The organism is Sulfitobacter profundi (assembly GCF_042661425.1).
Lineage (GTDB): Bacteria > Pseudomonadota > Alphaproteobacteria > Rhodobacterales > Rhodobacteraceae > Sulfitobacter > Sulfitobacter profundi.
This window is the reverse complement of the sequence record NZ_JBHSWA010000001.1, coordinates 38,741-49,854: the sequence shown is the minus strand read 5'-3', so window position 1 is coordinate 49,854 and position 11,114 is coordinate 38,741. Positions and strand designations below refer to the sequence as shown.

Genomic DNA, 11,114 nt, shown 5'->3' with positions numbered 1-11,114 from the left:
AGGTGCGGTGCCAGATCAGGCGGTGATGTAATGGATCTGGAAGGGCATCGAGCCTGCGGCCGTTGCTGCAGCTTCAGCATGCTTCCAGATGCCGATGTTCCCACCGGGATCGGCCGCCAGTCCCAGCATCTCCCACAGACGCTTTCCGTGGTTGGCATCGCCTTTGGCAACAGGGCTGATCATGTTGCCGTTGATCTTGGCAACATCGACCAGAGCGTCGGTGTCACTCTCGGTGCCAATGACAATCTGCGCGAAGCCGTCATTCTCGACGTCGAAGAACGTGTCTGGGTGCAAGATGCAGGAGGACGGCAGATCGACCAGATGATACTGGCTGAGGGCGCTGTCGGTGGCGAGGTTGGCGACAATGCCAGTCGCGATCACGAGGCGGCCGCGGGCCTGCACCGGATCGGGTGGATAGGCGTCCATGTCGAAGTAGTCGTGGATCAGGTCTGAGGTGGATTTGACAACGGCCATTTTGCGTTTCCTTTGTCAGAATTTGGGGAAACGACAGGGCGGCGATCCCGCCCCGTCGGGATCAGGATTACTCGGCGCAGCGGATGATGCGCACACCCACATCTTCCACCCGGACGCAGTCGATGTAGGCGTCGGTGTAGATGTAGGGGAGGTTCTTGGCCGACGTGTCATTCCACATCTGCCCATCGACATCCTGCCAGACCCCCGCCACCACGTTTTCCTTGGACCAGATCGGGATCAGGCGGTTGCCGCTGCTGTCCTTCGGCACCCGGTTGGAGAACAACCAGTTCACGCCCAGCAGCTGGCCCGGCTTGCCCTCGGAGATGTTCTTGACCTCAAACGGGTTGAGGTTCTTGCCGGTCTCGATTGCGAGGTTGATCAGGTCGGTCTTTTGTTTCGGCGTGATCAGGCCGTAGATTTCGTCGTCGGTCTCGAGGCCGAAATCTTCAAGTTCCATGGCTTCGCAGGCGCTTCGGATTTTCAGCAAGCTCAGACCAAGAGGTGTGCCCGGGGTGTCCAGATCGGCCGCAACGTAGTTGCCGGTGGCCAGTGACGTTGGCGTACCGCCGGGGCGCTTGCCCTCCACTGCGCGACCCATGATGCCGCCGCCCAAGGCTTGAAAGCCCGCGCTGGTTTTCTTTACGCCGAGAATGCGATCGAACACACCGCGCTCGACAGTTTTTACCGAGTTGCGCACCAGCGGAGACGTGGGATCCAGCGCCGCGTCGAACTTGGTTTCCTTGTCGATGTATTCACCGTCCTCGATGACGGTCGGACGGATCAGCCAGCGACGGCTGCGCGGGGTCGGGTTGTCAGGGTTACGGCGGGAATAGTCCTCGCCCTCGATGTAGTCTTTCTTGCCAAGCAGATCGGCGGCGTCCTGCGCCTCGCCGGTTGCCGGCACCATGGTCACTGCGGCGCGCAGTGGGTTCTGCATCTGCTGTGCGACCATTTTGATGTTGTTGGAATAGGTGAGCTTGTGGTGGGCTTCCACCAATTGAGCGTAGGACATGCAGCCCTCTCCTTCGAAAAATCAACGTTGCTTTGGTGAGTTTTCGGAGGGGCCGCCCGGTATATCCGGACCCGACCTGGGCGTAACGCCGCATCAGCGCAGGGGCTTGTCCCTGATCAGACGGACAACGCATATGCGATGCCACCCGTCGTGCATAAATGTCATCGCGATTTTCGGAGTTCTGTCAAGATAAAACTAGGGGTTAGTATTTCGCGAGTAGACATAAGGTGTGCCACACGACAACGGCCGCCTTATTTCACAGGTTTGTGCATCAATGGGATAATGCAATGCCTGACGTGAAACGTAAGGCCGCTGTTGGGGCAGATATGTGAGGTCCTAAAGCAAAGTTCGCCATCAGAAATTTCATGGGTGACCGTAACATCAGAAAATTCTTTATCAATGATCTGCCGCCACTTTTCCAAGACTAGCCGAGATTTTCCTTCACGATGATAAATCACGATCTCGCCTCTGTTCCGGCCTTTAAGGCCGGTAGCGTAACGTCGTGATAACTGAAGAAATCCGTCAACAAGCCATTGGTAAGATTTGTGCACCTTCGCTTCGCCAATCCAAAGAAAATCTTCAGGGCCCCGTACGATGATGTCGCAGTGGCCTCCGACCTTTGTATCATGCTCGGCGTTGACCGACGCGAACTTGAGCATGTCAACTATACGCTGGCTCAGCTGGTCTTCGCTTTCTTCCCGGTTCTCCGCCCGGCCATCAACAAGGGTGCGGTAGCATTTGTCGATCAGCTTTTCTAATGCCTCAAACCGAGCCTCGTAATTTGGCGCCGTGGCATAGGCCAATGTCAGCCGCAGCTGTGGTTCAGGATTGAACTTGAAAAGGTCTTCAAAGGCAGAAGAGGCAGGTGAACGCTCAGACAAAGGCATTTTCCCGTGCAGAATAGTAAAGGTGCACCTTAGTCCAAGGATTTTCGATCAATTCACCGCTCTCGTCGTCGACCAGCTCTCCAGTGACCAACAATTCGTGAAAGTCTTCGTCGTCAAGCGGCCGGGGGTCTTCGTTGGAAAACTGGAGATATCCATGCGCCTTCAACAGAGCATGCTCTATCGTGGTCAAGAGGTTTAATGCTGGCAGAATGTACTGAAGATCCGCCTCGTCACCCAGTTTTGAATAGAAATAGCTCGCGGGCATAAAATGCAGCGTACCTTCATCTAAACGCTGCAGATGTTCGGCAATTGCTACGCATGCTTCATAGAGGCCAGGCGGCAGGTTCGCCGACCCCAGATCGTCTAGTGTCTGATCTATTCTGATCTGCGTCAGTGACCTGCGAGCTCCTCTAGTTTGGCTTTCTCACCCAAGCGTTCGATGACAAATTCATAATCAGCGGCGCGGATACAGTTTGCAATTGAGGCCCCTGAGATCGTTGGCATGTTACCAGGCCCGTTCCCAGAGGGACCGGATGCTGACAGTGCGACCGAGGGAACATAGTCGATGCCTTCCTCTGGACGCGGCCATTCCACAGTGACCTTGTACACTATAATTTCGGCGTCGTCGCCAAGTCCCTTCTTCCCTGCGAGATGGTACACTTCCTTTCGCTGATCTAGATACTGTCGATTTCGACGTAACATTTTCTCGTTCTTGATCGCTGAGGTTGGTGTGGCAAAGGTGATTTCGGTTACGGTACCCTCGTCTTCGTCGTCATAGAGCGCACGCACAGCAGGAAACAGATTTATTGGCCTCTCTAAGGCAACGATACCCCAATCGTTAACTTTGCGTTTGAGTATTGAATGAAACCCGTGCGCCTCCACCTCTTTCATGCCTTTGGGGTAATCGACACGTATTTCTAGGTAATCGCGATGATGTGGTAGCCAGATGACGTGAAGGAGCTGCGTGCGGACGTTTTTTAGACCAACGACCTCTTCGTATTTGTTCCGCATCTCTGACGGCTCATCGAATACACTAAATTCGATGCTTTCTCGTTTCGTATAAGTAAACACGCTGCTCAAGACCATACCGATGCCATCTTCATTGCTGGTGACATTGACGATCTCGAAATCACTACCCAACTCGTCAAGTTCGTCATCAGAAACGGTGTTCGGGAAAGCTTCAGTTGCTTTGCTCTCGGTCACTTCGCATTGAGTAAAGAACGCATATAGGCGGTCTCTAGCATCCTCATTGAACCGGTAAAGCTTGGTAAATTTGTCGCCGCACAAATTATGTTCGGTCAAAGCATCCTGCAACTCTCCAACAGGGAGGGCTTTATCGTCACCAGAGTATTTTTCGATCGTCCGCTGCCAACCTACGCTTGGCGAAATGCCCGCAAGGGCCAGCATTTTCCGCCCGTTGGTCCAAGACATCCGTTTTTCCATAGACCGTAATGTTTCAGTAATCATAATGTCTCCTCGGCAATAGTCGCGAGGCTTTCAGATCACTGTTGATTCTACCATACCTAAGCATAATCCGCGTGTTGAAAGGACGCCCCTGCTAGCAGGGGCGTCGTGGGCGTCAAGCAGGCAAGGGTTAGCCAGTGGCAATTTTGGTCAGGCGATCGATCTGCGGCTTCAGTCGGGCGATTGTGGCAGCGTCGCGCTTGCTGGTGGCCTCATAATATTCGCCACCGGGGCTTTGCATCTTCGATAACTCCGCACGCGCTTCGGCCGGCGTGGTGCTCAGCGACGTGCCACCATTGCCCATCACCATCTGATCATCGCCCATCATCTCGCCGATCGCGGCAAAGATGCGCATGGTCCCCGCGTCGCCAATCTTCGGCTTTAGGCTCTCGGCAAGGTTCTGCATTGCGGTTTGATCCAACCCCGCTTTTTCGGCGATGACCGACGCGGCCTGGCTGGCCAGCGTGAGCTTGGCTTCGGTTTGTTGCCCCCAGTCCTTTTGCAGATCGGCCATCATCTCGCTGTTGGCTTTGGCCAGATCGTCCGCCGAATTCTTATCGAGGGCCATGATGTTCTCTGCGTAGAGACCGACCATTGCGTTGACCGCGTCGTTCGACATGCCTTTCTCGAGCCCCAGTTCGCGCACCTTACCCTCAAGGCCCTCATCCCACTTGGCATCCTTCGGCCAAGCCTCGGGTTTCTTGATGTCGTATTTGTCGGCGCTTTCGGGGATCCCGAAAATATCAGCGTTGGTCTTCATCCAGTCGGTGACGCTTTCGTCCTTGCCGGGCTTGGTGAGCAGCTGATCGGCTGGCTTGCCAAGTTTGGTCTGGGCAGATTTTTCCATCTTGGCCAGTTTGATCACAGCGTCCAAAGGATCGTCGACGGTCAGGCCGGTGGCTTCGAGCATGTCGCGATGGTCTTTGAACTTGTCGCCCTCCCACCATTTGGCTGAGCCACCGTCACCACGTGTGAGGGTATCGTTGCCGCCGCCGGTGAGGGTATCGGCCCCGGCACCGCCATTGACGGTGTCATCGCCCGCGCCGGCGGACACTGTATCGTCCCCCACGCCGGCAGCGCCACCTTCACCGCCAGCGCCGCCACCGGCGTCGCCTTCGGGCGCAAAACAGATCAGGGGTTTGAGGAAAAATTTAACGTACATCGAGGCTCTCCATCAGTTGGCTCAATTCGTGGTGGGAAATATTGCCCTGTGCCAGCAGCAGCAGGGCGAGGTCGCGTCGCCCAGCGTCATATGCAAGGCGGTAGGGGTCGATGGGGGTCGGCTGGGGATAGCCATCCACCATGTCGATCGGCTGCAAGGCCATGAGGCCCGATTGCCGGATCAGATCTTCAGCGAGCTCCGGATCGCGCGCGAAAGCGCGGCGCCACCGTTGTGCAACCAGGCTGGCGGCATCGTCCGCCGCCGCAGCGCCGGCCGGGTCCACCTCCGGGCTCGGCCCACCGAAGAAGCTGCGGATGATGGGGAGGCGCTGCCAGATCATTGGATCCCTCCGTTTCCGAGCGTGACGCCCAAGTCCTTGGCCACGCCACCGGCGGCTTCAGCCATTTGCATCTGTTCAGCCTGCTGCTCTTTCTCTGCACGGGCCTTCGCAATCTCGTCGGCATCCTCCCGCGAGCGGAGGATCCGTGCCGGCAGCGATGGGCTGGCGTCATGCAAGGCTTCGGCAATAGCGTCGGGCTCCAAACGGTCGACATAACGCCGGTTCAACTGGGCGAGGGGGCCGAGATCGCCGATGAATTGGCGGATTGCGGTGCCTTCGCGCGCGCGCATCGCCATTGCCGCGGCTGACTGGTACCGCACCCGCAGGGGCATGCCGCTGGCCTCGGGCGGCGGTGGCGGCAATTGTCCGGCGCGCCAAAGCAGGCGGAAACGCCGCTCAAATTTGCGCGCCGCATATTCCTCCATGATGCGATCGGCGTGTGGGGCCCAGTTGCGCAGCCGCGCTTCTTCCATGATCCGGGTTTCTTCCTCGGTGACCCCGGTTCGGCCGGACAACGACATCACCGCATAGTGAAACGCTTCCTTGACCGCCTCGGTCTTTGCGCGTTTTTCCTCGATCGTGAGGCCGATATTTCCAGCCTGTTCGAGGTTCCGGATCAGCGGATTGCCCCGCATGTCCACCGCGCCATAGACCACCGATCCGGGCCGGAATGTCCCGTTCAGTGGCACCGCTTGACGGTCAGGTGCAAGCCGTGTGGGGTCTGCGGCCTGCTGTGCTGCTCGGATCGTAGCGCCATCCATCAAATTGACCATGCGCGCGGAGGGTAGGGCGATCATGCCGGGCCCCGTGCCATAGGTCATCCCGCTGTCGACGTCCCATCGGGGGTAATAGGCCGGCATGTCTTCGTGCCCAGCCATTTTCACCAGAGAGCGCCCCTCCTCGCAGGCAGTGATGCCCAGCCAAGGCTTACCACGTGGCCCGAGCTTGCCTTTGACGAACTGGTCGTTGTTCAGAATGTGGTAGTAGAAGGTCACATCGTCGGAGCTGCCCTTGTCCGCCATCTCATTGACTTTTTTCGGCAGCATCTTTGCCCCGTACTCGCGAACCGCTGCACGCGGTTTCAGGGTGAACTTGCGCACCATTTCCACGACGCGGCCATGGGCGTCGATCTCCACCACCACTTCGGCCAGCGACATCGTGACATCGATGAACTTTCGGTTGACGGTGTCGATCTGGTCATAGCCCGCCGCGTTGCCGAACCCCGCAAGGTCGGAATAGGCTTGGAAAGTCGCGCCATAGAAGCCGGACACCGACGGGCTGAAGCTGGCCAGCACGCGGTTGGTCACTAAATCATTCCACTCGGCCATCGGCCGCCACTGGTTCAGCTCCTGATCCGGTGTCTCAAAACCGCCCCAACGGTTGGCCGGGTTCGTCAGCGCGGCGTACATGCCTGCTGCAAAACTGCCCAAAGCCATGATTGGCTCACTGGACAGCGGCTTTTCCTGCTGCCGCCGCTTGTGGTCATAGAGACCAAAACCGCCGCGCTGCGGCCGCATCAGGTTGGCAATATCCTCCCAATCCTGCTCGTGACGGCTTCGGCTGCTTTTCAGCTCATCCCAACGCCGGATCGCCTCTTCGGCGCGGGGATCATTCTCGATCACGGTGTCCGGCTTCATGCGGACTGACCTAGACGCGGGGTCGAGGGGATGCCGACACTGCTGGTGAGGACGTTTGCCGCGGCGCCGGCGCGTCGTTTGCGCAGGCGAGCCTCGATGTCGGCTTGCTGGGTGGCTTCACGGTTGTCAGCTGCCGCGATACGAGGGGCCGCAATGCTCGGGGATTTCGGTGCAAAACACATGGTTCAGGTTTCCTTCTCGGGGGTGGGGTGGGTCCAGGCGAATTGGCTAAACATGGTGGCGGCTGCCCCGCCGAAACCGGGCATGTCTGTTTCGTGGACAAAGCCACAAGCGCGCAGAAACTGGGCGGCACGGGGGTGACCTGCCCAACTGCGGGCTTCGATGCGGTAGATGCCGTTTTCAGCGCAGAACACGGGCATCTGGGCGCGGATGTGCCGGGCGGCACCGATCAGCGCCCCCGGAACTTCTTGTGGTCGCGGGCGAGGAGTGCCGCTTGCGCAACACCGGCCTGGCCAGTGTTGGAAAGCCCGAGGACCGCGAAGGGGCGCGGCGCAGCTTCGGATCCGGTGCTGAGCACCAAAGACACCACCCGTGCTGGCTCGATCGCGCGCCAGTCAGCGAACAGTTCGAGGTGCGAGATGGGGCGACCGCGCATCTGCTCGGCCTCGATGTGATCCATCACGTCCAACCGCGACAAAACGTTCATGGCCGCATGATCGCTGTAGGGCTGGACCAGCACGGGTGGTGTAGCTCTCATGGCCTATGCTGCCTTCAGCAAGGCGCGCCGCGCTGCGTTGGCCCAGTTTTCCAAGGTCTGGTCGGGACCAGCACGCAAGCGACAGGAAACACCAGCCATCGTCATCTTCGGTGCTGCGGTCTCGTCCCCTTCCGCCATCTGCATACCTTCTTCGCGCTCGAACCGGTGGACCAGGTCCATGATCCGGTGGCCATGGCGGTTTTCGACCTGTTCGATCAGGTCTTTGACGCGCTGCTTGTCGATTTGCACCGGCTCTTCGGTTGGCTGCGCCTCGGCCGCCGCTTTTTCATCAGCCGCCTTCTTGTCTTCGGATGCTTTCGCCTCCGCCGGAGCCTTTTCATCAGCTACCTTTTTGTCCTCGGTCGCCTTCGCTTCGACTGAGGCCTTTTCATCAGCCGCCTTCTTTTCTTGGTCGATTTTGGCGTCGGATGCCTTTTGGTCCGTCTTGCTCATGCTCTCACGCTCCATAGGGGTTGGTGATATCCCAACCGGTTTGCAGGCCGCCGGTATTCCCCGACAGGGGCGGCCCTCCGTTGTGGCCCATCTGGCCACGTCTGTCGGTGTCGGGCATTTTCTTGGCGTAGGGGCTGGTGCCGTCCGCCTGGTGTTCGCTCAGGAGCAGGTACTGCAGCCCGTCATGCACGTTGGCTTCGGTGAAGCTCTTGTCGGGGACCTTCCGCTTGTCGCCGCTCTTGTTGGTCTCTTCGGTCCACACGTAGCGGGCCGCAAAACCACGGATTAGGAACTTGCAGGAGGGGTCGATCAGCAGACCGGGCTCACCGCGCGTCAGAGGGGCTTCCAGCGCTGCGCGAACCGCCTCAAGACGCGGTGTGATCCGGTTGGTGCCGATCCGCTGAGGCCGGATGTAGAAACCCGCAGCCTTGCCGACCATCAGGTTCCAAGTCGCGTTCTCGTCCGCCGCCTGGGAGGCACCGTGCTCGCCCGCCATGTCGCCCCAGCCCGCCTCGACACGGAAGCCGTTGAACCGTTCATCGAGGAGGTCCGCGAGGCGATTGCCAAAGACCGCCGCCATCAGCCGCTCTTCGGGAAAATGCAGCTCGGCGTAGATGCGCCAGCGGTAATCCTCAAGACATTGCGCGATCACTGCCGCGCCCTTGAAGCCCTGATCGAGGCCGATGCGCAGAGGAACGCCTTGGACTGGCTGCAACGGGGTGTCACTGACGTGCACTCTGCGGCTGAACTCACGTTTCCAGACCGGATCGCCCACGCGCAGATAGGTAACCTTGTTGTACACCAGCCGGTCGACCATATCCCCACGCCCAGCCAGTCGCTGTGTCGCGATCTGACGCTGGTAATAGGTCGGCGAGAGGTTCTGCATGTTCTCGCAGCCGTCCATGCCGTAGCCGGGCTGGTTGTAGAACTTGATCTCGATTTGTTTTGCGCCCTCTGGCAGATCGGCCGACAGCGCATCCAGCAACAACCGTCGCTTTTCTTCGTCGTGGAAAACCTCAAAGGTCCAGTTGTCCTCATCCGGGGCGTTGAAGTCCCCCACGATCTGACCGTAGCCGCGCAGATGCACCGGCAGGCCTTCGAAGTGCTGGCGGGCAGGCCAGCGGTCGATCCGGCCAATACCAACAGTCAAAATTTCCACCGGCATGGTATCGCTTTCGTTCAGCACGATATCGGTGGTCTGCACCCCGCGCATCGAGGCGACGATGTCGTCACCAAACGCCATGAACTCAGCGACGAATTCGATCGGCCCATGATCATCTTCGAAGTGGATCACGTGGGTCACCGGGTCGCCGCGGCCGCCTGACCATTTCCCGAGCTCCTTTGGAAAGGTTTCCAGATAGGATGGGATCGAGGTCGACCACAACTGGCGATAGGTTTCGCGGATGAAGAGCACCTTGTAGCGCCGCACACCGTCGATTGTGGACCGTGGCATCTCAATCGCGCGACGCAGGCGCGATTTCATCAGCGTGGTGGTCTTGCCCGAGCCTACCGGGCCCTGGATGCCGCAGACATCGGCATTGGACCAGTAGAACGCCTCGGAGATCGGTCCGGGAAAAGTGACCGTCTCGACATCCGGCAGGTTGCCAGTGGCGAATTCGCCCTCTAGGCTGTCAATTGCCTCTTTCGCCGACTGCCCCGCCAGGGCGGCAATCTGTTCATCTGTCAGTCCGAGCTTTGCACCCGAAAGAGGTGCATTCCCCCAACCCCTTCATGGGCAGAGGAATAGGTTCTCCCCCAACCCCATCCATCAAATCCAACAATCGCGCTCATTCTGAAACCTCCGGAAGGACCAAAAGGCTGAATGGGGTCGGAAACAGGGCCATAGAGACGGAGCGCGGGACCTCCCCCGGGGGTCGCGGCGGCCGCGCCCAGCAGCGCGGGACACCCGCAGATCGGACCGGCCGGGATGCTGTCCAAATGATTTTCAATCAGTGATACAGGCACCGCTTTTCCCTTTTGTTTCAACCCGTTGTTCATTCCGTCCGACTTTCATCGTCCGAAGCTGAATTGTCCGCTTCGGTAACCTCTTGTTTTTGCTGGTCTTTGTAGGCCACGTCCGCAGGCACCATCCGACCGCCCGATCGACCGCTGATCACGCGGGCATTGTCGCCCGGATGGGCGGTGCTCGGGGCGGAGGGAACGTTGACGAAGACCGACTGCTGGACGCTGACGTCCGGTGTCGCTTTGGGCGCGCCATAGGGCAGCAGTGCGTCGGCTGCGCGCAGCTGGATCGTGTAGAGCTGGATGAACGTCGACAGCCGCGTGCCAGCACCGGGCACGGCAGGCTTGGTGCCGCCACCCTTCACCTTCTGGGTCGCACCGTCGAAGGCCCAGGCGAGGACCAGCTCCGCGCGCTCCATGGCTGCCATCACGGCATCGCCGCTCGACGCCAGCCCAGCCATCTGCGCCAGAACGTCCTCTGGCATGGAATAGCCCTGAGCGGCGAGCCAGTCGCGCATCTGGTTGTTCACCTTGCCCTTGGCACCCTTCGGACGGCCGACTGGCTTGTCCTCGACCAGATCGACCGCGTTGCCCTGCTCATCGGGGAGGAAGGTCAGCTGCTCACCAGCTTCGCGGACCTTGTCCAACCGCTCAGCAGCGGTGCGAGCCATGACTTCGAAGGAATTCTTGGGCTTAGCCATGCTCAAAAACCCCTTTTTTATTAGATAACAGGGGGTTAAGTGCTGCCCACAACGCTACCCACAACGGTTTTTGGCCCTTTTGGCCTAGCGTTGTGGGTAGCGTTGTGCCTCTTTCTCTATATATATCAATGTCATAAGGTTTAGTCACAACGCCACAACGGAAAAACGGAGTTGCTCTCGTACGCGCGCACGCGTGCGTGCACACACACGAGAGGGGGCCAGTTTGGCGTTGTGGCGTTGTGGGTAGAGAGTAACCCGCTGTAGTTAAACGTCTTTTGCCCACAACAGAGGGCACAACGCTGGG

Annotated in this window: 13 protein-coding genes; all 13 read right to left on the bottom strand. The window is 59.0% G+C overall.

What is annotated here, in order from left to right; all coding sequences use genetic code 11:
- Window positions 1-15 precede the first annotated feature (15 nt).
- The 13 genes from ACFQAU_RS00325 to ACFQAU_RS00265 all read right to left on the bottom strand — a co-directional run bounded on the left by ACFQAU_RS00325 (window position 16) and on the right by ACFQAU_RS00265 (window position 10,810).
- The gene (locus ACFQAU_RS00325) at window positions 16-474 is read right to left on the bottom strand and encodes a hypothetical protein (RefSeq protein ID WP_132443620.1); all 459 of its coding nucleotides are present in this window, start codon (window positions 472-474) and stop codon (window positions 16-18) included.
- A gap of 67 nt (window positions 475-541) precedes the next feature.
- Window positions 542-1,486, bottom strand: coding sequence for a phage capsid protein (locus ACFQAU_RS00320; protein ID WP_132443619.1), 945 nt, complete (start codon window positions 1,484-1,486; stop codon window positions 542-544).
- Window positions 1,487-1,737: 251 nt separating this feature from the next.
- The gene (locus ACFQAU_RS00315; RefSeq protein ID WP_132443618.1) at window positions 1,738-2,367 is read right to left on the bottom strand and encodes a hypothetical protein; all 630 of its coding nucleotides are present in this window, start codon (window positions 2,365-2,367) and stop codon (window positions 1,738-1,740) included.
- Window positions 2,360-2,638, bottom strand: coding sequence for a hypothetical protein (locus ACFQAU_RS00310; protein WP_132443617.1), 279 nt, complete (start codon window positions 2,636-2,638; stop codon window positions 2,360-2,362). The genes ACFQAU_RS00315 and ACFQAU_RS00310 overlap by 8 nt, the downstream gene beginning before the upstream one ends.
- A 125-nt stretch (window positions 2,639-2,763) precedes the next feature.
- The gene (locus ACFQAU_RS00305) at window positions 2,764-3,840 is read right to left on the bottom strand and encodes a hypothetical protein (protein ID WP_132443616.1); all 1,077 of its coding nucleotides are present in this window, start codon (window positions 3,838-3,840) and stop codon (window positions 2,764-2,766) included.
- A gap of 127 nt (window positions 3,841-3,967) precedes the next feature.
- Window positions 3,968-4,999, bottom strand: a complete 1,032-nt coding sequence (locus ACFQAU_RS00300; RefSeq protein WP_132443615.1) for a calcium-binding protein — start codon at window positions 4,997-4,999, stop codon at window positions 3,968-3,970.
- Window positions 4,989-5,339 (bottom strand): hypothetical protein, encoded by a 351-nt coding sequence (locus tag ACFQAU_RS00295; RefSeq protein WP_132443614.1) that lies wholly within the window; start codon window positions 5,337-5,339, stop codon window positions 4,989-4,991. Before ACFQAU_RS00295 ends, ACFQAU_RS00300 begins: the two co-directional genes overlap by 11 nt.
- Entirely contained in the window at window positions 5,336-6,976 is a 1,641-nt protein-coding gene (locus ACFQAU_RS00290; protein WP_132443613.1) for a portal protein, read from the bottom strand. Before ACFQAU_RS00290 ends, ACFQAU_RS00295 begins: the two co-directional genes overlap by 4 nt.
- Before the next feature lie 185 nt (window positions 6,977-7,161).
- Window positions 7,162-7,356, bottom strand: coding sequence for a hypothetical protein (locus ACFQAU_RS00285; RefSeq protein WP_386279715.1), 195 nt, complete (start codon window positions 7,354-7,356; stop codon window positions 7,162-7,164).
- Between the two features lie 29 nt (window positions 7,357-7,385).
- Window positions 7,386-7,694, bottom strand: a complete 309-nt coding sequence (locus ACFQAU_RS00280) for a hypothetical protein (RefSeq protein ID WP_386279712.1) — start codon at window positions 7,692-7,694, stop codon at window positions 7,386-7,388.
- A 3-nt stretch (window positions 7,695-7,697) separates the two neighbouring features.
- On the bottom strand, window positions 7,698-8,162 hold the full coding sequence (locus ACFQAU_RS00275) for a hypothetical protein (protein ID WP_386279709.1): 465 nt from the start codon (window positions 8,160-8,162) through the stop codon (window positions 7,698-7,700).
- Window positions 8,152-9,600: a hypothetical protein gene (locus ACFQAU_RS00270; RefSeq protein ID WP_386279706.1), complete on the bottom strand. Its 1,449-nt coding sequence runs from the start codon at window positions 9,598-9,600 to the stop codon at window positions 8,152-8,154. Before ACFQAU_RS00270 ends, ACFQAU_RS00275 begins: the two co-directional genes overlap by 11 nt.
- A gap of 541 nt (window positions 9,601-10,141) precedes the next feature.
- Window positions 10,142-10,810 carry a hypothetical protein gene (locus tag ACFQAU_RS00265; RefSeq protein WP_132443609.1) on the bottom strand — a complete coding sequence of 223 codons (669 nt, stop codon included), beginning with the start codon at window positions 10,808-10,810 and terminating at the stop codon, window positions 10,142-10,144.
- Window positions 10,811-11,114 lie beyond the last annotated feature (304 nt).

Coding starts and splice junctions, on each gene's coding strand:
- ACFQAU_RS00325 (WP_132443620.1), bottom strand. CDS start 474: ATGGCCGTTGTCAAATCCACCTCAGACCTGATCCACGACTACTTCGAC.
- ACFQAU_RS00320 (WP_132443619.1), bottom strand. CDS start 1,486: ATGTCCTACGCTCAATTGGTGGAAGCCCACCACAAGCTCACCTATTCC.
- ACFQAU_RS00310 (WP_132443617.1), bottom strand. CDS start 2,638: ATGCCCGCGAGCTATTTCTATTCAAAACTGGGTGACGAGGCGGATCTT.
- ACFQAU_RS00305 (WP_132443616.1), bottom strand. CDS start 3,840: ATGATTACTGAAACATTACGGTCTATGGAAAAACGGATGTCTTGGACC.
- ACFQAU_RS00300 (WP_132443615.1), bottom strand. CDS start 4,999: ATGTACGTTAAATTTTTCCTCAAACCCCTGATCTGTTTTGCGCCCGAA.
- ACFQAU_RS00295 (WP_132443614.1), bottom strand. CDS start 5,339: ATGATCTGGCAGCGCCTCCCCATCATCCGCAGCTTCTTCGGTGGGCCG.
- ACFQAU_RS00290 (WP_132443613.1), bottom strand. CDS start 6,976: ATGAAGCCGGACACCGTGATCGAGAATGATCCCCGCGCCGAAGAGGCG.
- ACFQAU_RS00285 (WP_386279715.1), bottom strand. CDS start 7,356: ATGCCCGTGTTCTGCGCTGAAAACGGCATCTACCGCATCGAAGCCCGC.
- ACFQAU_RS00280 (WP_386279712.1), bottom strand. CDS start 7,694: ATGAGAGCTACACCACCCGTGCTGGTCCAGCCCTACAGCGATCATGCG.
- ACFQAU_RS00275 (WP_386279709.1), bottom strand. CDS start 8,162: ATGGAGCGTGAGAGCATGAGCAAGACGGACCAAAAGGCATCCGACGCC.
- ACFQAU_RS00270 (WP_386279706.1), bottom strand. CDS start 9,600: ATGCCACGGTCCACAATCGACGGTGTGCGGCGCTACAAGGTGCTCTTC.
- ACFQAU_RS00265 (WP_132443609.1), bottom strand. CDS start 10,810: ATGGCTAAGCCCAAGAATTCCTTCGAAGTCATGGCTCGCACCGCTGCT.